Genomic DNA, 22,092 nt, shown 5'->3' with positions numbered 1-22,092 from the left:
CCTTTGTTTAGCTTACAAAATTTTAATAAGTAAAAAAATCTTTTGTTTTTCTTTGGGATAAATTAATATAATACTATAAATCTATTGTTTAAATTTATTTCTTATTCCGAACTGAGGTTATGAATAAAATATTTTACATTTTTCTATTTCTGGCTCTGGTTTCCTGTAAAAAAGATCATGAGGTGAAAAAGGACGAGTGGGATTATCTAAACAGCAGTTTTAATAACAAAGAAAACCTGACCGATCTTACGATGCACTGTATGTATGATCTGTTTTCTGTAAAAAGGATCAATGATTCATTGTTCTACATCAGGCTTGATGAATTTCAGGGATGGAAAAAAAATTACAGAGTCTATGAAGATACCGTAAAATTAAGCGAGAATAAAAAGATTACAGATTCATTGGGCAACCAGAAAAAACAGATCTTAAGATTTTCGAACAGCCATAATGTAGATCTTGAAATTGAGATTCATAAAATTGCAGTACATTTCGATTCGGCTTCTCTCTACGAATATAACGGAAGAGTAAGCATCAATAACAAAAAGCTTCGGTATACCTGCAAAGATTTATTTGTAAAGTAAAAATTGTTTTTCCTCAGTAAAATGATATTTTTGAAGGATGAAATTGTTCACGATAAAACAAATTTTATCTTCTTGTCAGCTTTTAGATGAAGCAGGGGTGAAAATCTTTGATTTTCTTCTTATGTGATCTTCTAAATACTTCATTAAACTAAACTTATGTGACTTAAGTGTTATATTTAAAAATCCTGTCATTCTGAATGGAATTTTGTGCAGCATTATGAAATCATGAATCTATCAAGATGCAGTTGTTTTTAGATTTTTCGACTCCACTTCGTTTCGCTCAAAATGACAGCTTTGCAGGTTGAAAAGTTTTTAAACACTTAAGTCACATAAGATTTTAAAATAATTCTAAGTTTTATATAAGAACACATTAGTTTATGAAAATCTTTGATTTTCTTCTTATGTGATCTTTTAAATATTTCATTAAACTAAACTTATGTGACTAATGTGTTATATTTTGAAATAGTTAAATTCCTCTGTCATTCTGAATGGAATTTTACGAAGCATTGTGAAACGAAGAATCTCTTAAAATGCAGTTGTTTGAGATTTTTCGGCTCCACTTCGTTTCGCTTAAAATAACAGCTTTGCAGGTTGAAAAGTTTTTAAACACTTAAGTCACATAAGATTTTAAAATAATTCTAAGTTTTATATAAGAACACATTAGTTTATGAAAATCTTTGATTTTTATGCTTTTGAGGGCTTTTATTATTCTGAAAATCAACTTTATCATTATCTTTTGTGCCTTTTGCGGTTAAAGAAAGTAATCATATTTAGCTTGTTTTTTACAATTTTCAGCGCTGAAAAACCATAATAAAATTGTAATTTTCGGCAAATAAAAAATATGAAGAAAGTCGGGATCATCGGTTGTGGCTGGCTGGGAAATCATTTGGCGGAGCATCTGTCTAAAAACTATGAAATTTTTGCGACCACTACAACAGAATCAAAACTGGATGTTCTGAACGCTAAAGGATATCATGCGGATCTTGTAAAATTTCCAGATGAAACTGATGCTGACATGAAACCGTGGAAAATAGCTTCCGAACTGGACGCTATTATTGTTGCCGTTCCTTTTTCGGGACTCAGAGGCTCCAGGATTCCGATGACGGAAAAAAGGGAAAACCTGCTTCGTTTTATAGGAGATTTTAACCGTCAGATTTTTTATACAAGTTCCACAGGCGTTTATCCGGATATCGAAAAAGAATTTACAGAGGATGATCTTCCGGCAGCGGAAGTGGAAAGCGAAAGCTTTATTCTGGAGAAATTTCCTCAGACCAATATTCTTAGACTGGGCGGTTTAATGGGCGGCGAAAGACTGCTGAAAAATTATAATATATCCCATCCGGATCAGTTGGTGAATCATATTCATTATGAAGACATCTGTTCGGTTGTTGAAAAAATGTTAGGCCAGAAGTCTCAGGCTAAAGTTTATAATATTGTTGCGCCGATTCATCCCAACAAAGAAGAAATCATCAACGCGCAGAAAAATCTGGCTTATGAAGGAGAAAGAAGAACCACAGGAAGAATAATTTCCCCTGCAAAATTAAAAGAAGAGCTGAATTTTGAATTTCAATATCCTGATCCGAGATATTTTCACCTGAATGTAAATAATTAATATATGCTGAGTATTTTTTTAGCTTGCGGATCTGTTTTCGAGCCTTTAATGGGAATGTTGTTTTCTACGGTTGCCTGTATCGGTATTCTTGGGGTTTTAGCGGTTCGTTTCTTTAAAGGCGAAACTTATACGCTGTTGAAAAATTCAGGAACCGCGAATAAAACCTTCAGTATTATTCTGTATGGTGTGGCAGGAATTATAGTGACAGCATTTGTCTGGTTTATTCTCACCTTTATGTTTACGGCACTTGTTTTCTGGTATACTAAAAATTTTTAGAGTATTTTTTAAGTAAAAAGATCCTTCCACAAGCTCAGCATGACATCTTTGGTGCAGACTGTTATTTTCAACGGTGTAACACTGAGCCTGTAGAAGATTTATGATAAAATAATTAACAGGCAGTTTATTCTATCTGTTCATGAGTATATTCTCAATCGATTCTAAAATTTCTTTTTCAATATTTTCTTCGGTAATTGTTTCCAGAGTATATTTCTGCTCCTTAAAAGCAGCGGTTCCTGTTCCGTTCTGAAAAATGGTGTCCTGATGAATTCCGATGCGTTTCAGATTTTTATCGGCAACGAACATGATGTGCGGAAATTTATCATTCGCATAAAAATTAGATTCCACATTTCTGGAAATCTGAAGTTTCATATGGGTTTGTGAATTGACGCCCAAACCGTTTTTATTTTCTTCATTAAAAGTTACTTTACAGCCAAATCCGTTTTCTCTCAGCATCCTTCTGAATTCCTGCATTTTGGGTTCGATGAGGTTTTTACTCAGCGTTCTGAACCCTTCAATAAACATATCTTCCTCGCTTTTCTTCTTGGCAAGACTTTCCTGCAGTTTTTGTTCTTCCGTTTTTAAATTGGAAAACAGAGAATTAAGCCGTTCTATATTTTCTTCCTTCATGGTAATTAAAAATCAATAAATAATTGTCCTGTTTTTAAGTTCCGAAATATCGTGAATTTTTTTGAGTAGATTGATATGTTGCATTCAAGCTTAAATTATTAGTTCCACCTTTTTATTACTTTTGACTCCGTTAAACCTTTGGTTTGTAATTAATAAAAATTGTGGTCAGTTTTAAAAATATCAGTTTACTTTCCAACCTTTTTAGCCGATCATGCATCTTTATAAAAAAGATCAATATGAAAATAACGATACCAAAACCATGTCACGAAAACTGGGAAATGATGACACCCGAAGACAAAGGGCGATTTTGCGCAGTCTGCTCAAAGACGGTGAGAGATTTTACGAACGCTTCGGATGAAGAAATCATCAATGCTTTTTCTAACACATCAGAAAATATCTGCGGAAATTTCAACGAATCTCAACTCGACAGAGATCTGCATTATTCTTACCTCAATTCGCTCCTTACCAAATTTGCAGTAGGCTTTGTTTTTACAACAGCGGGCTTTGTCGCACTGAATGCACAGAAGACTACAGCGAAAGATACTATAAACAGGGAAAGAACCGATGGAATTGTTCTCACAGGATTTACTACTAAGAAAGAATGTAAACAGATTGTTACCGGTATTACAACAGTAACTTCTGAAGAACATGTGGCTAAAGAATCGGTAGCTCAATTAAGAGGAATGACTTCTGGTGTAAAGATAAAAGATACAGTTCAGTCGGACAGGCTGATTCTCGGAGGCATTCATTCCGTTAAAATTGATGATTACAGACCTTTGTACGTTTTGGACGGAAAGATCATCAGCGAAAAAAAGTTCCGGAAATTAGACCAGAAGTCCATAAAAACAATGAATATTTTGAAGGGAGCTTCAGCAACTGCAATTTATGGTGAGAAAGGAAAAAACGGAGTGATTTTGGTGAAGACGAAATAATTTTTTAGTGTAATAGCAAAAAGAACTATGCTAATCAAAAATTTTTAATTGATATGGCTGTCATTTTGAGCGCAACGAAGTTAAGCTGAGAAATCTTAAATTACTTCATATTAAGAGATTCTTCACTGCATAATGCTTCGCAAAATTTCATTCAGAATGACAGGGAAATTTAACCACAAAAGGTACAAAAGATAATGATAAAGCCAAATTTCAGAATAATTAAAGTCCTCAAAAGCATAAAAATCAAAGATTTTTAAAAACTGTTGTGTTCTTTTATTCTTACGCTTGTTAACTTTAATAAAACATCAAAATCTTTTGTGGCTTTTGTGGTTAAAAAAGTGCTTACATTTTCAACCCGTAAAACCATCATTTTTAAGAGATTCTTCATTGCATAATGCTTCGCAAAATTTCATTATGAATGACAGAAGAATTTAACCACAAAAGGTACAAAAGATAATGATAAAGCTGATTTTTAGAATAATTTAAGTTCCCAAAAGCATAAAAATCAAAGATTTTTAAAAACTGTTGTGAGCTTTTATTCTTACGCTTGTTAACTTTAATAAAACATCAAAATCTTTTGTGGCTTTTGTGGTTAATCAAAAGTCTTTCAGTCTTATTTTTTCACAGCAGCGATCGCCGCTTCATAATTCGGTTCGTGAGAAATATCTTCTACCTGTTCTTCATATACGATTTTTCCTGAAGGATCAATTACAACAACTGCTCTGCTCAATAATCCTTTCATAGCAGAATCGGTAAGTTCCACACCATATTTTTTTCCGAAATCTGAACGGAAATCTGAAAGCATCACAACATTTTTAATTCCTTCTGCACCGCAGAATCTTTTCTGTGCAAACGGAAGGTCTTTAGAAATACACAAAACCAGTGTGTTCGGAAGATTTGCCGCATCTTCATTGAAATGACGCACAGAAGCTGAACAGACTCCTGTATCTACACTTGGAAAGATATTCAGGATCATGTATTTTCCTTTATAAGACTCCAGAGTCTGCTCTTTCATGGTAACGTCGGTAAGGGTGAAGTTGGGAGCCATTTTGCTGACAGCGGGCAATTTCGCGTAGGTATGAACTGGTTTTCCTCCTGCCAAAACGGTATTGCCAGACTTTGAATTTTGTGCAAAAGTAAACACCGCCAAAAGTAACAGCGCACCGGAAAATAATTTTGAATACATGAATTTCATTTTTTAGATGGTTTGAATGTCTGGCAAAATTATTCTTTTTTCAGGGGCTGAATGTTAATTTTTGTTTTAAATAGAGCAAATCTATTACACGGAGTATTTTAAAACCAATTTTTAGATCTACCTTTAGTATAGACAAATTTTAACCTTACCATATTAAAAAAATAGAAGATTTATGAGTTCAGAAAATAACCCGTCATTTCATGAAATATTCAAATCCGAAAACGAAATCCCGGAAGAATATAAAGTTCCCGAAATTCATCAGCGGGAATACCTTCTTAATGGAGAACTGGTAGAATGGAACGGCGATGTGCAGCATATTTATTCCCCTGTCTGTATTCGTACAGAACATGGTCTGGAGAGAAAACTGCTGGGAAGCATCCCGAATATCGGTCCCGATGAAGCCATGAAAGTTTTGGATGCCTGCGTAAAAGCGTATGACAACGGACTGGGAGAGTGGCCAACAATGTCGGTGGAAGGGAGAATAAAATGTATGCAGAAATTTGTATACTTAATGATTCAGCAGAGAGATCTTGTGATCAGATTGCTGATGTGGGAGATTGGGAAAACATTGGCAGATTCCACCAAAGAATTCGACAGAACGGTAGATTATATCAACCAGACAATTGATGCACTGAAAGATCTGGACAGAGAATCTTCCCGTTTTCAGCAGGCGGAAGGAACGATTGCCCAGATTCGAAGAGCGCCGCTTGGCGTGGTGTTAAGTATGGGACCTTTCAACTATCCTTTAAATGAAATCTTTACGACGCTGATTCCGGCTTTAATCATGGGAAATACCATTCTGTTTAAACTTCCAAAACATGGTGTCTTAGCGCATTATCCTTTATTAAATGCTTTTAAAGAAGCTTTCCCGAAAGGAACGGTAAATACGTTGTACGGAAAAGGTTCGGAAATCATCACACCGATCATGGAAAGCGGAAAGGTGAATGTTCTTGCATTCATCGGATCGAGTAAAGTTGCGAACGGGCTGAAAAAACTGCATCCGAAAGTTAATCGTTTAAGAGCGATTTTAAGTCTGGATGCAAAAAATGCAGCAATCGTTACAAAACATGCGAATCTGGATGTTGCCGTGAGCGAATGTATTTTAGGCTCCCTGTCTTTTAACGGACAACGATGTACCGCTTTGAAATTAATTTTCGTTCAGAAAGAGGTGGCAGAAGAATTTAGCCGCAAATTAACCGAAGCCGTTTCTGCCATGAAACCGGGACTTCCTTGGGAAAAAGACGTGAAAATAACTCCTCTTCCGGAAGTCAATAAGCCTTCTTATCTGAAAGAATGTATAGATGATGCGTTATCCAAAGGAGCAAAAGTCTTAAATGATAACGGCGGCTTTACGGAAGAATCTTTCGTGTTTCCGGCAGTGGTTTATCCTGTAAATCATGAGATGAAATTGTATCATGAAGAGCAGTTCGGACCTGTAATTCCGGTGGTTCCTTTTGACGATATTGGAGAGCCTATCGATTATCAGGTAAATGCAGATCACGGAATGCAGGTAAGTATTTTCAGTGAAGATGCTATGGAAGTTTCAAAATTAATTGATCCTTTTGTGAATCTGGTAAGCCGTGTGAATATCAATTGTCAGGCTCAGCGCGGACCGGACGTTTTCCCGTTCACCGGAAGAAAAGACAGTGCAGAAGGAACGCTTTCTGTTTTTGATGCGCTTCGTTCGTTCTCAATCCGTTCTCTGGTTGCTGCAAAAGTTACAGATTCTAATAAAAATCTCCTGAACACGATTGTAAGAGATCATGATTCTAATTTCCTGAGTACGGATTATATTTTTTAATCACTGATCTTTTAACCTGATTTTGAAATTTTATTAAAAGTTAACAGGCGTAAGAGTTTTTTTTAACACATAAGTCACATAAGATTTTATAATAATTTTAAGCTTTATATCAGAACACATTAGTCTATGAAAATCTTTGATTTTCTTCTTATGTGATCTTTTAAATATTTAATCAAACTAAACCTATGTGACTAATGTGTTAACTTTTATAGATTAATAAGGCTTTTAATTAACCAGAAAGTCACAAAAGATTTTGATACTTTATTAAAAGTTAACAGACTTAAGAGTTTTTTTTAACACATAAGTCACATAAGATTTTATAATAATTTTAAGCTTTATATTAGAACACATTAGTTTGTGAAAATCTTTGATTTTCTTCTTTTGAGCAATTTGATTATTCTTAAGCTTAGCTTTATTTTTTGCAATTTAATTTGAAGTTAGTTAAATAAAGACCATACAACAAAATCCGCAATCTGAAAGGACTGCGGATTATTTGATTAGTAAAAATCAAAAACATATATTTGGAAGAAAAGTTATTTTTCTGTTAGAAATCTGCTGATAATGCTGTTTAAATCATCTGCATGCGTTACGTTTAAACCGTGAGGTGCGCCTTCAATAATAACAAATTCGTTATCGGCAATTCCCTGTGCAGCCTGTTTTCCTGCTGTATCAATGGGAACAATATTGTCTGCATCTCCGTGAACGATGAGTGTTCTTACGTTCACGTTGGCTAATTCGGGACGGAAATCTGTATTTGCCCAGCTTTCAGCACACTTTATGGTGGCAATAGGATTGGCAAAAGAAGCAATTGCCCAGTCGAAATCCAGCTGTTTCTGGCTTACAGGCTTTGAAAGCATTCCGAAATTATAAAAGTCTTTGTGGAAAGATTCAAGAAAAGTGATTCGGTCTGTTTTCAAGGCATTCATGATCTCGTCCAATTTTTCCTGAGGAACTCCGTCCGGATTGTCGTCTTTCTGCTTAACAATCGGAATAATGGATGAAATTAAAGCAACTTTATCAACATTTTCTGAGCCGTAATTGGTTAAATAACGCACAACTTCTCCGCCTCCCATAGAGAAACCAAAAAGGATAACATTTTTAAGGTCTAACTGTGAGATGATTTCATGAAGGTCTTTTGCCAGGCTATCATAGTCATATCCATCGTAAGTAGGTGAGGATTTTCCGAACCCTTTTCTGTCGTATGCAATAACGCGGTATCCTAAATTTAAAAGTACCGGAATCTGCATTTCCCAGGATTTTCCGCTTAAAGGCCATCCGTGGATTAATATAATGGGTTGTCCGGATCCGAAATCTTCATAGTAAAGCTGAACGTTCTGATCGTTCTGTTTTGTAATGTAAGGCATATTTATATTTTTGGTGTTACTCATCAATTCCAAATATTAAGCCATAAATAAGGGATATTTAAAAATTTAAGATAGTTTGTGTAACAAAATACCACATTTCCTACTAACTGAAATACAGCCTAAATAATGTCTTTACTGGAAATGGAATTCTTAGAGAAGATTGAAAAGCATAAAGGTGTAATTTTCAAGATCTCGAAGATGTATATGGATAATCCCGACGATCAGAATGATCTCTATCAGGAGATCATTTATCAGGCGTGGAAATCTTACAGCGATTTTCAGAAGAAGAGTGAATTTTCGACATGGTTATACAGAACCGCGCTTAATACTGCCATTGTATTTCTCCGAAGCGAAAAAAAACGTAGTTTTATACAGAATCAGAGCATAGAAAATCTTAGTGTTCATCAGGAGTCTTATAATGATGCAGACGACAGGAATATGAAGCTGATGTACGAGGCAATCCATCAGTTGAGCGCGATTGACAAGGCATTGATTTTTTTCTATCTGGAAGATTTTTCGGGAAAGGAGATTGCAAAGCAACTGGGCATAACGGAAGTAAATGCAAGAGTAAAGCTGAACCGGGCGAAAACCAAACTGAAAGAAATTATTGAAAAACAAGAGGCTCTCTAAACGTAAAGAAAAAGGTATGGAATTAGAAAATTTTAAAGAACTCTGGGACAAAGATCATCAGGAACTTCCGGAAGTTTCTTTGGAAAAACAGAATGAAATACATTCGCCGCTGGAAATGATCAGAATCAACATGAAAACTGAGTTTTGGCTGATGATTCTCACGCTTCCAATGATTTTAATCGGTTTTCCTTTTGCAACGGAAGATTTTAATGTAAAGACCATTTCGGTTTTAGTGGCATTTCTTACGATAGCTATTATTATTTATTTTTATTCAAGATTCATAAAGCTGTATAAGATGCTCAAGAAGACGAGTATTAATACCAATTATGATCTTTTCAATATCAAAACCCAACTGCTGGTTGCCAAAGAAATTTATATTTCATACTACATCTCTTATATTCCTTTAGCGTTTGTTTCTTCTCTTGAGCGGATTGATTTTCAGTTTAATATAGATTACCATTTTGCTGTTTTTGTCGTTAGTTTTTTGATCGCCATTTTTGTTTTGTTTATTTTAATAAAGTACTGGATCTACTATATGTACGGAAAATATATTGAAGATGTCGTACGGCTTGTGGATGAACTTAATGGAGTTGAAGCAGAGATCAGACAAAGAAAAAACAGGGATAAAACATGGTTTGAACGTTCCCAGAAATATTTCATCAAAAAATTCGGAATTAAAGGAAATATCCTGAACACGGTATTGTGGTTTGTTTCCGCTTATAGTTTTATTGTTATTTTTTTTACTATTGTTCTGTTTGCGGTTATTTTAATCGGTGTGAAGCTTGATTTCATAGACGTTCATATCCTTCTGAAAGCTTTAAAAAAGGGGAATTAGAAAGTAATATTCATGAATTTTTAAAAAAATACTGTCCTTTTTGTAACAAACTTTATCTTTTTCTACTAACTGTCAGATTTAATCAAAAATAATAATATGAAAAAGACAGTTACAATCGTTAAAGCATTGATTTTTTCATTTGCTATCGGTATTGCACCGCTTTCTCTGGTGAAGGCTCAGAAGAAAGACCGCACAGAACTTTCTGTGAAAAATTTTCCTAAGCGTATTACTACTTCATCAATGGGAAATTTCAGTGCTGATTTCAGCGGGCAGAATATTCCTTCAGATTATCTTATTAATCATTTAGGAGAGTGGTTGGGAAGCAATGGAGATCACTCTTTTTCACTGGTAAAAACTGCTACGGATGAATTGGGAATTAAACATTCATCTTTTCAGCATTATTATAAAAATGTAAAGGTTGCAGATGAATTAATTCTGGTTCACGAGAAAAACGGGATTCTTACTTTTGTAAACGGAGAATTTACAGGTAATATAGATTTACAGATCTCACAGCCGCTTACGAAATCTGAGACAGAAAATATTGTAAGTAATGATATGAAAGCTCCGAATCTTTCCTTTACCGATTTTGAGCAGGTTATTACAAAAGTAAATTCTGCTAAAGGGGTAAAGCTGTATTTTGCATCTCAGATTAATGCACTTTCCCTGAAGGCTCTGAAGAGTTATTTGTACTATGTAGATAATTCAACGAAGCAGGTTGTTAAAAAATTAGAAAAAATTCATCAGCATAATAATGAAATCATAAACATCGCAAAACCTTTTGCAGATACTCCTTCTACAAGTGCCACTTTCTATAAGGGAAATCAGCAGATAACTGTGGATTCTTACAGCGGATCTTACCGATTGAAAGATAATGCGAGAAATATCCATACTTTGAACGGAACCAACTGGGACGGAAACGGAAATACTGCAACCGGTGAGCTTACAGGTGCGATTACTGAATATACGAGTACAACACCTAACTTCACGACAGCAGATACAAAACCTCCTGTTGAAGTTCACTGGGCAATGGCAAAGGCTCATGATTACTATGTGAGCAGACATAACAGGAATTCTTATGATGGCAACGGATCCATTGTAAGAAATTATTACAACATCAATTTTGCAAGTGCGGGACAACCTGCCAACGGAGTAAATGCTGCCGCAATCGATACACAGGGGATTGTAGCAATGGTTTATGGAAGCGGTGTTTATCAGGGATTATCCGGATATTTTAGCCCGTTTGTGGGAATAGATGTTGCAGGTCATGAATACTCTCATTTAATGGTGAGCCGAACAGCAAATCTTGCTTATCAGGGCGAATCAGGAGCTTTAAACGAATCTTTTGCAGATATATTTGGAGCATCAATAGAATTTTATTCTAATATCAGTCCGAACTGGACGATTGGTGAGGGGATTCCGAATCCGGCTCTGGGCTTTACATTTTTAAGAAGCATGTCTAATCCAAACTCGGGTCCTGCAGTATTGGGTTCGCAGCAGCCGGATACTTATCAGGGAACTTATTGGGTAGATCCCACAAGTTCTACTGATAGCGGGGGAGTTCATACAAACAGCGGGGTAGGAAACTATTGGTTTTATCTTTTATCAGCAGGTGGTTCCGGAACAAATGATATCGGAAATGCATTTAACGTAACAGGAATTACGATCCAGAAAGCTGAAAAAATAGCGTATCGGACACTTGCGAACTACCTTACTGCAAACAGTCAGTTTATAGATGCTTATACGGCAAGTAAACAGGCGGTTACAGATCTTTATGGAGCAACAGGTAACGAACAGCAGCAAAACGTTAAAGCATGGTATGCAGTAGGCATTGGCAATGGGCTTCTTTCGACCAATGAAGTTAAAAATAATTTAGAGAGTCAATTTAATGTTTATCCAAATCCTGTTAAAAACGGAGTGTTCACCATTGAAAATACTAAGAATGATGCAACCTTCGAAATTTATGATGTTTCAGGAAAACTGGTAAAACAAAATGAAAAATTAAATAAAGGAATCAATAAAATTAATATCTACGGATTACTAAAAGGAATTTATATCATTAAAATTAGTGTAGATGATACTGCTGTTTCTAAAAAAATAGTAGTAGAGTAGGTTTTCAGAATCAAGAAAACAAAATCAATGCCCGATGGAATATTCTGTCGGGTTTTTTATTTTAATAAAAAAAACTGTAACATTTTTATGAAGGGTAAACTAATTCTATAGAGCGCAAAACTATGACCTCATTAGAACAGGATTTTTTAAGAGAAATAGAAAAACATAAAGGAATCATTTTTAAGATTTCTAAAATGTACATGGACGAAAAAGAAGACCGCGATGATCTTTTTCAGGAGATCACCTATCAGGTCTGGAAAGCCTATCCCAAATTTAAAGGAGAAAGTGAATTTTCTACATGGCTGTACAGAATTGCCCTGAATACGGCCATTATTTTCCTTAAAAACGAAAAAAGAAGAAGCTTTATAGGAAATGAAGATTTTTCGGAATATAAAATTATTCAGGAAGAATTTGATCATGAAAAAGAAGAAAAACTGAATGCCATGTACAAAGCCATTCATCAGTTGAATCCCATTGATAAAGCTTTTATTTTCTATTATCTCGAAGATTTTTCGGGAAAGCAGATTGCCGAACAGATGGGGATTTCCGAAGGAAATGTAAGGGTAAAAATGAACCGCGCCAAAAATAAGCTGAAAGATATCTTAAACGCAAATAAATAATAACATTTAAATCAGACATCATGAATATAGACGACCTAAAAAATACATGGAATGAAGATCATTCTTTTGGAGAAACCCCTGAAATAAGCATCGAACAGAAAAACAGAATTCATCTTCCGCTGGAAAAGATCCGTAAAAATATGCGGATGGAATTTTGGTCTACCGTGGCAATTTTCGTTTTTGCTTTTGCCTTAATTGCAGTATGTGCAGGATCTTTTAAGTTTAAATTTTACATCACAATTCTTATAGGATCTATGGTTTTTGTAACCTTTTTCTTTTACAGTCAGTTTTTTAAGCTGTATAAAAACATGAGCGAAACCATGATGAAAACCTATGACAGTCTGCAGGATCTTTTGCATCAGTTTAATCTGAATAAGCAATACTATCTTTCTTTTTATCTGTCTTTTGTGCCGTTCTTGGTCTGTGAACTTATTATCGTTCTGGAGTTTATACCGAGACCGGTTCCTTTATCGGATACACAGATTGCCATCGCGCTGATTTCTACCATGATCATCACCATGCCTTTGCTGTTTTTACTGGGGAAAGTTTGGTTCAATGGTTTCTACGGAAAATATATTAAACAGATTGAAACGCTTTTCTCTGAACTGAAAAAATAAATTTTGATTGGTTTTCGGCGGCGAAGCCGCCGAAAACCTTTTCTGCGTATAATAAGCTGGAAATTCACGCAAAATCGAATACAGATCCCGCCATTCAAAATAAGCCGGACTTGCTGAACTTACATTTTCAAAACCCCGATCTTCAAACAGTTTTTTGGTTCGGGTTACGTGGAAATATTGGGAAACAACGATAATGCTCTTAAAATGTAACTGAGGCTCAAGTTTAAGCGTATTTTCAACGGTCAATCTTGTGTTATCTCCTTTATTATCAACAATAATTACAGAATCCGGAACTCCATTATTAACAAGGAAATCCTTCATTTTATCGCCTTCATAGAAACCCTCTTTTCCCAATCCGCCACTCACGAGAATCTTTTGGATTCTGTGTTGCTGATACAATGCAATTCCGGTTTCCAGACGTTTTTCAAGCCTTGTCGATAAAGTTCCGTCTTCGTTCACTTTATTTCCTAAAATCACGGCAAGATCGGCACGTTTTCCCTGATCAGAAAGACCATCGGTAATCATATAGACAGAATGAATGACGAACCATAAAAACAGAGCCGCAATTATGATTTTTAAAATTTTATAAATACTTTTTTGCATCAGTTATGGGTGTTTTTCTTTGTCAATTTCAGTCATGATCCAATCCAGTTGCGGATCTTTTTTCTCAAGAATATCTTCCATGGTTTCAGAAACTTTCACATCGGGAACAACGCCTTTTTGAGTATCTGTAAATGTAATATTGGGCTGTACCAGAAGAACACCGATAGGCAGATCGATCTTGGAATTAGGCAATGTTTGATAAGAGTAAAATCCGGCAACCGTACCGTCATTGGCTCCGCCGGTTTCCTCACCCACAAGAACTGCTTTCTTATCATTTTTAAGCTTTGAGGTTAAAATAGAAGATGCCGAAAAACTCGAGCCATTAATAAGCACAAAAACTTTCCCTTTAAAAACATCATTTTTGGGTTTAGATACTTTGTCGGCTCTCGTTTTGTAATAAAATTTGCCGTCTTTTTTATACGTGCTGAAAGTCTGTCCGAAGAAAAATGCAGGGTACATCAATGTTTTGAAAGCATACTGCAAAAAACCTGATTTTCTGAAATAATTGGTTTTCAGAGGCGACGATTTCGAGATTACCTGTGACGGTTTTATCAGCGTGTACGGCTCAGAACTAAGATAAGAATACAGATTATTGATTTCTTCAAGCGAACCTCCGTAATTGTTCCGAATATCAATAATTAAATATTTTGCATCCGCTTTTTTTATCTTTCTGAACGTTTCTTTATAAAACTTCGAAGAAAAAACACCCGAAAAACTTTTCACCTGAATGTAAGCAATTGTACTGTCCTGATCTAAAAATTTAAAATTACGGTTATAAGAATTGCTGAAAGCAACGTAATCATTCACTTTTTTCTCCTGCGTCCGCTTTTTGTTTTCCTCGTCTTTCTTAAGATCCTCTTCAGATTTTGATTCCCGCGTTATCTCGTAAGTCTTTTTTTCTCCTTTATAAACCGTTTCCAGAGTCGCGTGGTCTTCGTAGCCTTTTTCCGCAACATAATAATTGAAGAAAACATCTTTCAGGAAATAAGGCTGAAAAGTAGTGTTGAAACCATCACTGCTGATCAGTTTTTTATACCGTTTAATATATTCAGAAACAGGAATCTTATCGATCGAGAGAATTTCTGTTCCCGGCTTTATATTTTGGATCGAATCTTTATTTTCGATAATGTAAAGCCTGTCGTTTTTCACATAATATTCAAAACGGCTGAACATTCCTTTTTTCCCTTCCAGCGTTTTAATTTCCTTTTTGGTGATTCTCTTGGACGGAATTCTCAGCGAAAGATGACCTTCACGGATTTCCGCAATCACAGGCTGCAATTTAAAATAAAACTGAAGCGGCGTAAGCGGTTCCTGAAGCGTTTGTTTAAGACTGTCAAACTTAAAATCCAGCGTTTCTCTGGTGATGTACCAATACAAATTTGGGTGCGTTTCTTTCAGTTTGGAATACGCAAAATCTACATCTTCTTTCAGTTTTTCGGGGGAAATACATACTTTCTGCTGCTCATTGTGCTTTTTTACAGATACACAAGAGCATAGCGAGACAATTAATACTAATATGAAATAATTTCTGAGGCGCATTTTCAATTTTACCAATGCTAAAATAATTACTTTAACACAATGAATTGTTGATGTTTACCAAAAACAACTAAAATACTTAAAACTTTAACATATTTCTAAATATATAACGCATTTTGGATTTCTTCACTTTGTATTACTTATATAAGTGAAACGCCTTGTTTGACTTAATTTTCCATTATTCAAATCAATTTTGTCTTTCTTTGCGGTTTAATTATTGAAAAAGAGCTTCTTACAATAAAATCATGCATCATTTCCTTTGTGACATCGGAGATTCAAAGAAGTCAACCGTAATTCCGAACTGAATATATTACAAAAATATCAATAAATCCTCTGAAAACCAGACGTTAGAACAATTACTAAAAATTATTCATAAAAAATAAAGGAATTTCAATTTCAAATCGTCATAGCTTATAAAGTCATACATTTGACAATTATTTTAAGAAATGGTTTATACAATTATTGCAGTCGCAGTTTTAGTGGTTTTATTATATTTCGTAATTACAGGACAGGAAGTCTTTGGTGCAGAAGTAAAAGGAGAAAGATTGAAAAGAATGCAGCAGTCCCGTCATTACAGAGACGGTCAGTTTCAGAACCTCAGCGAAACCCCCTCTCTTGCAGAAGGATATTCCATGCCGAAAGTAATGTTCGATTTCTTTTTTGCCAAAAAAAATCCGCTTTTAAAGCCACTGAAAAATATTCCATCTATTCATACAGATTTAAAAAACCTTCCTAAAAATGAAGATATTTTTGTGTGGTTGGGACATTCTTCGTATTACATTCAGACCGATGGCGTTTCATTTCTTATTGATCCGGTGTTAAGTTCTTACGGTTCGCCGTTTAAGTTTTTTAATAAGGCCTTTTCCGGAGCTGATATTTTTAAGCCCGAAGATATTCCGGAGCTTGATTATCTGGTGATTACCCACGATCATTACGACCATCTGGATTATCCTACGGTAAAAGCCATTAAAAATAAAGTAAAAAAAGTAATTTTGCCATTGGGAGTCGGTTCACATCTGGAAAGATGGGGTTATGAACCGGAACAGCTCATCGAAGAAGAGTGGGGAAGTGAAGTTGTTTTGAAGAATGATCTTAAAATAATTTATACTCCTGCAAGACATTTTTCAGGAAGAAAAATCAAAAGAAATGTTACGCTCTGGACTTCCTATGTTTTGGAAACCCCTATAAAAAAACTGTTTTTAGGCGGAGACAGCGGCTACGATACCCACTTCAAAATGATCGGTGAGAAATACGGACCTTTCGATTATGCGTTTATGGAGAACGGACAGTATAATGAAGCGTGGAAATACATTCATGCATTGCCGGAAGATGTTATTCACGCAAGTATTGATGTAAAGGCGAAAAATATCATTCCGGTGCATTCGTCCAAATTCGCATTGGCACTCCACGCTTGGAACGAACCACTGGAAAAAGTAACAAAATTCGGAAAAGATAAAAATCTTAATATTTTAACACCCATGATCGGCGAACCTGTTGATCTGAATGCTTCAGATAATAAGTTCAGAGACTGGTGGAAAGATTAATTTACGCGTGCCAAATGTCTTTGTAACGGGCAGGATGATTTTCAAACTGCTGTCTTACAAAATTACATTCAGGATCTACCAGAAGATCTTTTTCTTCGGCATAGCGAACAAGTTCATCCAGAAGCATTTTGGCGTAGCCTTTTCCCTCATACTCCTCTTCAAGTTTGGTGTAGTAGACAATTAAAAGTCTGCCGTCGATCTCAATGGACATATAGCCCGACTTTTTTCCTTCAATAAGTATCTGCAATTCATCCTGATAAGGAGATACTTCAAATTTTATATTTTCCATACGATTGAGATTTTTGGTGAGTAAGAAGTATTGAAAACTTTCTTCTTTTAAAATTACAAATTAAAACTGAAATCTGCGAAAGTTTTAAGAATTTTTAAAATCATTAAGAAAAATTTATGAATGGTTTGTATCTTTAAGATAATCAGTAATTTATGAATGTTTTCTGTTGCGTTTAGAAATTGTTTTAAATGGTTTGGCATTCAAATTGAAAATTTATATTCAGTTTAATTTAAAATGAATGAAAGATGAAAAAGTTAATCATAACAATGATGTTGGTAGGAACTTTTGGTTTATCCTACGCACAGACAGACTATTATAACGATTACAGAAGAAGTATTACCGATGTCAATTGGCAGAGTGTAATTTCAGATCTGGTGCTTTCAACAACACAGGCAAACCAAATTTATGCGCTGAACGACCGTTACAGAGATTATGATTCTTGGAACAGAGTATATGATAATAATCCTGATCGATGGAGAAATGACCGTTATGTAGAGTTGGAAAGAATTTTGGGAAGAGATAAATATGCTAAGTTTAAAAACAGATATTACAAAGGGCAGAATCCGGTAGCGGTCTACAACAGAAATAAAAATAATGATAAACGCTACAAACACATGGATAAAAAAGCCAAAGGTTACAAACAGAACCATGGCAACGGAAAAGGACATCATTAAAATCAATTAATCATTATATTCAATCTTAAAACGGGTGGTCGAAAGATCAGTCGTTTTTATTTTATCTATCGCTGTTATTTCATTATTGAAATTCTGTTTGAATTTTATAATTTTGAAAAATGGAATCTAATGAAACCGTAAAAGGATTTTACCAGCGCGTCGGTCTGGAATGTATAAAAACTCCCGGAGTAGGACATTTTAATGTCTTTTCACGCGAAAACTGCTCACTCATTACACCGTACAGCAGAAGAGATTATTATAAAATTTCTTTGATTATCGGGAAAGGAAAACTGCATTATGCCGATAAATGGATTTATGTGGATCAGCCGGCTTTGCTCTTTTCAAATCCGGTAATTCCTTATTCTTGGGAAGCGGAAGATAATGATCAGAAAGGTTTCTTCTGCCTTTTTACAGATCATTTTGTACATGACGGAAATCGTCTGGGAAATCTTCAGGATTCCCAGCTCTTCAAAATTGGCGGAACTCCCGTATTCTTTATCAATGAAGAACAGCAGAAAACCGTTGCCGATATCTTTATTAAAATGATGAACGAAATTCAGTCTGATTATCTTCATAAATATGATATGCTGCGTGCTTACCTTCATCTTCTGATTCACGAAACGATGAAAATGCATCCTGCGGAAAATTTTGAACCTTATCAGAATGCTTCGCAGAGAGTCGCTTCCTTATTCATGGAATTGCTGGAAAGACAATTTCCGATTGACAGTCCCGAAAGATTTTTAAAACTGAAAAGTCCTGTAGATTATGCCGAAAGTCTTTCCATTCACGTCAATTCATTAAACCGTTCCGTAAAGGAAATTACCGGAAAAACGACAAGTCAGCAGATTGCGGCAAGAATTATTCAGGAAGCTCATGCCTTATTAAAACATACCGACTGGAATGTCTCTGAAATTGCCTACGGATTAGGCTTTGAAGAACCTGCCTATTTTACCAATTATTTTAAAAAACAAACCGGAATGACACCCAATGCAGTAAGAACTGCTCTTGTTTGAATTTTATAATTCTTCGTTTGAATTCTATATTGAAATCATCCCGCGGCTGTTATAATTTTGTACTGTAACTTTAAAATCACAAGCTATCATGAAATTTAGAAAATTAGGAAACACAGGTGTAGAATTATCGGCGATCGGTTTGGGCTGTATGGGAATGAGCTTTGCTTATGGACCAACGGATGAACAGGAAAGCATTAAAACCCTTCATAAATCGTTGGATCTTGGGATCAACTTTTGGGATACAGCCGATATGTACGCCAACGGAGAAAATGAAAAACTGATTTCAAAAGTTTTGGTTCCGAACCGTTACAAAATTTTTATCGCAACCAAATTCGGATTCAGGTTTAAAGATGGAAAAGCCGGTCACAGCGGCGCTCCGGGAACGTATTTTGACGGTTCACCGGAATGGATCAAGAAGGCAGTGGATTTAAGCCTTCAGCGCCTTAAAATTGATGAAATTGATTTGTACTATGCACACAGAGTAGATCCCAATATTCCTGTGGAAGAAACGGTAGGAGCAATGGCAGATTTGGTAAAGGCAGGAAAAGTAAAATATCTAGGTTTATCCGAAGCTTCTGCGGAATCGATCAGAAAAGCACATAAAATTCATCCGATTACCGCGCTGCAGTCAGAATATTCTCTGCTTACGAAAGATGTGGAGCGTGAAGTTCTGCCTGTAATCCGTGAACTGGGAATCACTTTAGTTCCTTATTCACCTTTAGCACGGGGACTTTTCTCCAATATCAATCAGACTAAGAATTTTACGGATGGAGATTTCAGAAAGTCTTTACCGCGTTATCAGGAAAAATATCTTGAAAATAACAGAAATTTAGCTCAGGAGATCAATGATTTTGCGGCTTCAAAAGGTGTAAAAGGAACTCAGCTTGCTTTAGCGTGGGTTCTGAATCAGGGAGATGATATCATTCCCATTCCGGGAACGAAACGCATCCAATATCTCGAAGAAAATATTGGAGCAACCAAAATTGAGCTTTCAGAATCCGACCTGAAAACAATAGATTCAATCTTAAAAAAATATCCCGACGTTGGTGAAAGATACAGCGAAGGATCAATGAAATTAGTCAATAATTAAAATTGCATGAATTCAGATTTTTAGGATTTTTTTCCGGAAATCTGGATTTTCAATTGATAATTTTTAACATCAGCAATGGTTACCCTTAAAGAAAAAAACAAATTTATTGCTACGGTTTTAGCATTTGCCGTTATTCCGATGTCCGGATTGGCAACGGATATTTATCTGCCTTCTATGCCGAGTATGGCAACGGAACTGCACCAGACGGAAAGCAATATTCAGCTTACTTTATCCATATTTTTAATCAGTTACGGTCTTACCCAGTTTTTTGCCGGAAGTATTGTAGATTCTTTCGGAAGATATAAAGTTTCCATGATTTCTCTGGCACTTTTTGTCGCCTCTTTTTTAATTACCGCTACAACGCAGAACATTTTTGTGATCTATGCAATGCGTGTTTTGCAGGGTGTTTTATCGGGTTTCGCAGTCGTTGCCAAAAGAGCTTTTTTTGTAGATGTTTATGAAGGAGAAGAGCGGAAGCATTATCTCAGCATCATGACTATTGTATGGTCAGTTGGACCTATTGTTGCACCGTTTATTGGAGGTTATCTGCAGAAAAATTTCGGATGGCAGTCAAATTTTTACGTTTTGGCAGGGTACAGTTTGTTATTGCTGATTCTTGAATTTATATTCTCTGGTGAAACATTAAAAAAGAGAAATCCATTTCATGTGGAATTCCTGATTAAAGAATATAACTCCATGTTCAAAGCTAAAGATTTTTTCTACGGAATGATTATGTGTGGTTTGAGCTACTCGATGATTATGTTTTTTAATTTGTGTGGTTCCTTTATTATTGAGCATAAAATGGGCTATTCCGAAGTTGTGGCAGGATATGTTTCTCTTATTCTCGGTTTTGCATGGATGACGGGCGGATTTTTAGGAAAGGCATTAATTAATAAAGCTTTTTTACCCAAAATAAGAAACGCTAACTTTATTCAGTTGCTTCTGATTGCTGTTATGTTTGCCGCTTCCTATTTTTCCAATAATATTTACAGTCTGGTTGCTTTCGCTTTTTTAATTCACGTAACGGCAGGATTTATTTTCAATAATTATTTTTCCTACTGTATCGGAAGATTTCCCAATTCTGCAGGAATTGCAGGCGGTTTAACGGGTGGAGTAGCCTTCATTATTACTTCAGCATTAAGCTATGGAATTGCCGCTTTCATAAAACCTCAGATTCAGCTTCAGGTTGCGGAAGGTTATTTTATTCTGGGACTTTTAGGTCTTTTTATTTTAAGCATGATTAAATTCAGAAAAGCTCATGCTTAATATTTTTTATTTATTTAAATTTTCCACGACATAGTTTTCATAATTAATCCTCTCATTTTCGGGAGGATTTGTTTTTTACTTTTCATATTTTTAATAGAAAAGCCCCTTTATGAAAGGAGCTTCTGTTAAGTATATTGCTAATAATTTCGGATACTATTTGAAACCCATTGAATGTAAAAGACCCGTTATTGGTATTTCTTTCCTGATTAATTATTTTTTAACCATTATTTGATGGGAAAAGTTTTCTTTTTTAGCTAAATTTGAAAAACATTAAAAAAACAAATTATGTCAAGTATTACATTAAAAGGAAATGCAGTAAATACAATAGGAACTTTACCGTCAATAGGAAGTACAATTAAAGATTTTGCTTTGGTAGATTCTGGGCTTAATGTGAAAACTCTGGAAACTTTCGAAGGAAAGAAGAAAGTGTTCAACATTTTCCCAAGTATCGATACCCCGACTTGCGCATCATCGGCAAGAAAATTCAATGAAGAAGCTTCAGCTTTAGAAAATACAGTCGTTATTAACGTATCTAAAGATTTGCCTTTTGCTTTGGGAAGATTCTGTGCCGCGGAAGGTCTTAATAATGTAGAAACGTTATCAGATTTCAGAAGCAGTTTTGGAGACGATTACGAAGTAACCATTACAGATTCGCCAATGAAAGGACTTTTAAGCCGTGCTGTCATTGTAGCGGATGAAAACAATAAAGTGGTGTATACAGAGCAGGTATCAGAAATTGCAGATGAACCCGATTATCAGGCTGCATTAGCTGCGTTGAAATAAAAACCGATCCATAAAAAATCGGAGTCCTGCACAGTTTGCAGGACTTTTTTCTTTCCTGTTTTCCATAAAATTATTGATCACAATCATTAAAA

General features: G+C 35.3%; 23 protein-coding genes. 16 read left to right on the top strand and 7 right to left on the bottom strand.

From position 1 onward, the window contains the following. Positions 1-119: 119 nt before the first annotated feature. From WFK35_RS00795 to WFK35_RS00785, 3 genes are all read left to right on the top strand, one after another. Positions 120-581, top strand: coding sequence for a hypothetical protein (locus WFK35_RS00795; protein ID WP_336730916.1), 462 nt, complete (start codon positions 120-122; stop codon positions 579-581). Positions 582-1,422: 841 nt separating this feature from the next. Beyond that, positions 1,423-2,193, top strand: coding sequence for a hypothetical protein (locus tag WFK35_RS00790; RefSeq protein WP_336730915.1), 771 nt, complete (start codon positions 1,423-1,425; stop codon positions 2,191-2,193). Positions 2,194-2,196: 3 nt separating this feature from the next. Next, positions 2,197-2,469 (top strand): hypothetical protein, encoded by a 273-nt coding sequence (locus tag WFK35_RS00785; RefSeq protein ID WP_336730914.1) that lies wholly within the window; start codon positions 2,197-2,199, stop codon positions 2,467-2,469. Positions 2,470-2,598: 129 nt separating this feature from the next. On the opposite strand, the gene WFK35_RS00780 is transcribed toward WFK35_RS00785, so the two are convergent. Beyond that, positions 2,599-3,099, bottom strand: coding sequence for a hypothetical protein (locus tag WFK35_RS00780; RefSeq protein WP_076394544.1), 501 nt, complete (start codon positions 3,097-3,099; stop codon positions 2,599-2,601). 236 nt (positions 3,100-3,335) lie between these two features. Between WFK35_RS00780 and WFK35_RS00775 the strand changes: the two genes are divergently transcribed. Next, the gene (locus tag WFK35_RS00775; protein WP_336730913.1) at positions 3,336-4,031 is read left to right on the top strand and encodes a hypothetical protein; all 696 of its coding nucleotides are present in this window, start codon (positions 3,336-3,338) and stop codon (positions 4,029-4,031) included. Between the two features lie 253 nt (positions 4,032-4,284). Here the strand turns inward: WFK35_RS00775 and WFK35_RS00770 are convergent, their stop codons facing one another. Together WFK35_RS00770 and tpx (WFK35_RS00765) are read right to left on the bottom strand one after the other, a co-directional pair. Next, positions 4,285-4,419 (bottom strand): hypothetical protein, encoded by a 135-nt coding sequence (locus WFK35_RS00770; protein ID WP_336730912.1) that lies wholly within the window; start codon positions 4,417-4,419, stop codon positions 4,285-4,287. 225 nt (positions 4,420-4,644) lie between these two features. After that, complete coding sequence (gene tpx, locus WFK35_RS00765; RefSeq protein ID WP_336730911.1) at positions 4,645-5,217, bottom strand: thiol peroxidase; 573 nt, start codon at positions 5,215-5,217, stop codon at positions 4,645-4,647. 181 nt (positions 5,218-5,398) lie between these two features. Here tpx (WFK35_RS00765) and WFK35_RS00760 point away from each other — a divergent pair, with 181 nt between their 5' ends. Further along, positions 5,399-7,027 carry an NADP-dependent glyceraldehyde-3-phosphate dehydrogenase gene (locus WFK35_RS00760; protein ID WP_336730910.1) on the top strand — a complete coding sequence of 543 codons (1,629 nt, stop codon included), beginning with the start codon at positions 5,399-5,401 and terminating at the stop codon, positions 7,025-7,027. 533 nt (positions 7,028-7,560) lie between these two features. On the opposite strand, the gene WFK35_RS00755 is transcribed toward WFK35_RS00760, so the two are convergent. Then, positions 7,561-8,391 carry an alpha/beta fold hydrolase gene (locus WFK35_RS00755; RefSeq protein ID WP_336730909.1) on the bottom strand — a complete coding sequence of 277 codons (831 nt, stop codon included), beginning with the start codon at positions 8,389-8,391 and terminating at the stop codon, positions 7,561-7,563. 126 nt (positions 8,392-8,517) lie between these two features. On the opposite strand from WFK35_RS00755, the gene WFK35_RS00750 reads away from it, so the two are divergent. The 5 genes from WFK35_RS00750 to WFK35_RS00730 all read left to right on the top strand — a co-directional run bounded on the left by WFK35_RS00750 (position 8,518) and on the right by WFK35_RS00730 (position 13,202). After that, on the top strand, positions 8,518-9,021 hold the full coding sequence (locus WFK35_RS00750) for an RNA polymerase sigma factor (protein WP_235130308.1): 504 nt from the start codon (positions 8,518-8,520) through the stop codon (positions 9,019-9,021). A 16-nt stretch (positions 9,022-9,037) separates the two neighbouring features. Then, the gene (locus tag WFK35_RS00745; protein WP_336730908.1) at positions 9,038-9,856 is read left to right on the top strand and encodes a hypothetical protein; all 819 of its coding nucleotides are present in this window, start codon (positions 9,038-9,040) and stop codon (positions 9,854-9,856) included. 96 nt (positions 9,857-9,952) lie between these two features. Further along, the gene (locus WFK35_RS00740; protein ID WP_336730907.1) at positions 9,953-11,965 is read left to right on the top strand and encodes a M4 family metallopeptidase; all 2,013 of its coding nucleotides are present in this window, start codon (positions 9,953-9,955) and stop codon (positions 11,963-11,965) included. 122 nt (positions 11,966-12,087) lie between these two features. Further along, entirely contained in the window at positions 12,088-12,585 is a 498-nt protein-coding gene (locus WFK35_RS00735) for an RNA polymerase sigma factor (protein ID WP_214590141.1), read from the top strand. Between the two features lie 20 nt (positions 12,586-12,605). Further along, on the top strand, positions 12,606-13,202 hold the full coding sequence (locus WFK35_RS00730) for a hypothetical protein (protein ID WP_336730906.1): 597 nt from the start codon (positions 12,606-12,608) through the stop codon (positions 13,200-13,202). Here the strand turns inward: WFK35_RS00730 and WFK35_RS00725 are convergent. Together WFK35_RS00725 and WFK35_RS00720 are read right to left on the bottom strand one after the other, a co-directional pair. Further along, a complete protein-coding gene (locus WFK35_RS00725; RefSeq protein ID WP_336730905.1) occupies positions 13,119-13,805 on the bottom strand; it encodes a YdcF family protein in 687 nt (228 codons plus the stop codon). The genes WFK35_RS00730 and WFK35_RS00725 overlap by 84 nt on opposite strands. A gap of 3 nt (positions 13,806-13,808) precedes the next feature. Next, positions 13,809-15,344, bottom strand: a complete 1,536-nt coding sequence (locus WFK35_RS00720; RefSeq protein WP_336730921.1) for a S41 family peptidase — start codon at positions 15,342-15,344, stop codon at positions 13,809-13,811. Between the two features lie 443 nt (positions 15,345-15,787). On the opposite strand from WFK35_RS00720, the gene WFK35_RS00715 reads away from it, so the two are divergent. Further along, on the top strand, positions 15,788-16,885 hold the full coding sequence (locus tag WFK35_RS00715) for an MBL fold metallo-hydrolase (RefSeq protein ID WP_336730904.1): 1,098 nt from the start codon (positions 15,788-15,790) through the stop codon (positions 16,883-16,885). A gap of 1 nt (position 16,886) precedes the next feature. On the opposite strand, the gene WFK35_RS00710 is transcribed toward WFK35_RS00715, so the two are convergent. Then, positions 16,887-17,174, bottom strand: a complete 288-nt coding sequence (locus tag WFK35_RS00710; RefSeq protein WP_336730903.1) for a GNAT family N-acetyltransferase — start codon at positions 17,172-17,174, stop codon at positions 16,887-16,889. A 245-nt stretch (positions 17,175-17,419) separates the two neighbouring features. Between WFK35_RS00710 and WFK35_RS00705 the strand changes: the two genes are divergently transcribed. From WFK35_RS00705 to tpx (WFK35_RS00685), 5 genes are all read left to right on the top strand, one after another. Further along, positions 17,420-17,848, top strand: a complete 429-nt coding sequence (locus WFK35_RS00705; protein ID WP_336730902.1) for a hypothetical protein — start codon at positions 17,420-17,422, stop codon at positions 17,846-17,848. 119 nt (positions 17,849-17,967) lie between these two features. Continuing rightward, a complete protein-coding gene (locus tag WFK35_RS00700) occupies positions 17,968-18,861 on the top strand; it encodes a helix-turn-helix domain-containing protein (protein ID WP_087710808.1) in 894 nt (297 codons plus the stop codon). Positions 18,862-18,949: 88 nt separating this feature from the next. Beyond that, entirely contained in the window at positions 18,950-19,951 is a 1,002-nt protein-coding gene (locus tag WFK35_RS00695; protein ID WP_336730901.1) for an aldo/keto reductase, read from the top strand. Positions 19,952-20,026: 75 nt separating this feature from the next. Then, positions 20,027-21,217, top strand: a complete 1,191-nt coding sequence (locus tag WFK35_RS00690; RefSeq protein WP_273074685.1) for an MFS transporter — start codon at positions 20,027-20,029, stop codon at positions 21,215-21,217. Between the two features lie 285 nt (positions 21,218-21,502). Then, positions 21,503-22,000, top strand: a complete 498-nt coding sequence (gene tpx / locus WFK35_RS00685) for a thiol peroxidase (RefSeq protein ID WP_336730900.1) — start codon at positions 21,503-21,505, stop codon at positions 21,998-22,000. The last annotated feature ends 92 nt before the right edge of the window (positions 22,001-22,092 follow it).

It is taken from the genome of Chryseobacterium sp. VD8 (assembly GCF_037149975.1).
In the GTDB taxonomy this organism is placed as follows: Bacteria; Bacteroidota; Bacteroidia; order Flavobacteriales; family Weeksellaceae; genus Chryseobacterium; species Chryseobacterium indicum.
This window is presented reverse-complemented; position numbering and strand designations above follow the sequence as displayed.

Excerpts from the sequence above, each read along its gene's own strand:
- WFK35_RS00795 (WP_336730916.1), top strand. The coding sequence starts at position 120 with ATGAATAAAATATTTTACATTTTTCTATTTCTGGCTCTGGTTTCCTGT.
- WFK35_RS00775 (WP_336730913.1), top strand. The coding sequence starts at position 3,336 with ATGAAAATAACGATACCAAAACCATGTCACGAAAACTGGGAAATGATG.
- WFK35_RS00740 (WP_336730907.1), top strand. The coding sequence starts at position 9,953 with ATGAAAAAGACAGTTACAATCGTTAAAGCATTGATTTTTTCATTTGCT.
- WFK35_RS00755 (WP_336730909.1), bottom strand. The coding sequence starts at position 8,391 with ATGCCTTACATTACAAAACAGAACGATCAGAACGTTCAGCTTTACTAT.
- WFK35_RS00750 (WP_235130308.1), top strand. The coding sequence starts at position 8,518 with ATGTCTTTACTGGAAATGGAATTCTTAGAGAAGATTGAAAAGCATAAA.
- WFK35_RS00710 (WP_336730903.1), bottom strand. The coding sequence starts at position 17,174 with ATGGAAAATATAAAATTTGAAGTATCTCCTTATCAGGATGAATTGCAG.
- WFK35_RS00705 (WP_336730902.1), top strand. The coding sequence starts at position 17,420 with ATGAAAAAGTTAATCATAACAATGATGTTGGTAGGAACTTTTGGTTTA.
- WFK35_RS00760 (WP_336730910.1), top strand. The coding sequence starts at position 5,399 with ATGAGTTCAGAAAATAACCCGTCATTTCATGAAATATTCAAATCCGAA.
- WFK35_RS00715 (WP_336730904.1), top strand. The coding sequence starts at position 15,788 with ATGGTTTATACAATTATTGCAGTCGCAGTTTTAGTGGTTTTATTATAT.
- tpx (WP_336730900.1), top strand. The coding sequence starts at position 21,503 with ATGTCAAGTATTACATTAAAAGGAAATGCAGTAAATACAATAGGAACT.
- WFK35_RS00690 (WP_273074685.1), top strand. The coding sequence starts at position 20,027 with ATGGTTACCCTTAAAGAAAAAAACAAATTTATTGCTACGGTTTTAGCA.
- WFK35_RS00745 (WP_336730908.1), top strand. The coding sequence starts at position 9,038 with ATGGAATTAGAAAATTTTAAAGAACTCTGGGACAAAGATCATCAGGAA.
- WFK35_RS00720 (WP_336730921.1), bottom strand. The coding sequence starts at position 15,344 with ATGCGCCTCAGAAATTATTTCATATTAGTATTAATTGTCTCGCTATGC.
- WFK35_RS00780 (WP_076394544.1), bottom strand. The coding sequence starts at position 3,099 with ATGAAGGAAGAAAATATAGAACGGCTTAATTCTCTGTTTTCCAATTTA.
- WFK35_RS00785 (WP_336730914.1), top strand. The coding sequence starts at position 2,197 with ATGCTGAGTATTTTTTTAGCTTGCGGATCTGTTTTCGAGCCTTTAATG.
- WFK35_RS00700 (WP_087710808.1), top strand. The coding sequence starts at position 17,968 with ATGGAATCTAATGAAACCGTAAAAGGATTTTACCAGCGCGTCGGTCTG.
- WFK35_RS00770 (WP_336730912.1), bottom strand. The coding sequence starts at position 4,419 with ATGAAGAATCTCTTAAAAATGATGGTTTTACGGGTTGAAAATGTAAGC.
- WFK35_RS00695 (WP_336730901.1), top strand. The coding sequence starts at position 18,950 with ATGAAATTTAGAAAATTAGGAAACACAGGTGTAGAATTATCGGCGATC.
- tpx (WP_336730911.1), bottom strand. The coding sequence starts at position 5,217 with ATGTATTCAAAATTATTTTCCGGTGCGCTGTTACTTTTGGCGGTGTTT.
- WFK35_RS00790 (WP_336730915.1), top strand. The coding sequence starts at position 1,423 with ATGAAGAAAGTCGGGATCATCGGTTGTGGCTGGCTGGGAAATCATTTG.
- WFK35_RS00730 (WP_336730906.1), top strand. The coding sequence starts at position 12,606 with ATGAATATAGACGACCTAAAAAATACATGGAATGAAGATCATTCTTTT.
- WFK35_RS00735 (WP_214590141.1), top strand. The coding sequence starts at position 12,088 with ATGACCTCATTAGAACAGGATTTTTTAAGAGAAATAGAAAAACATAAA.
- WFK35_RS00725 (WP_336730905.1), bottom strand. The coding sequence starts at position 13,805 with ATGCAAAAAAGTATTTATAAAATTTTAAAAATCATAATTGCGGCTCTG.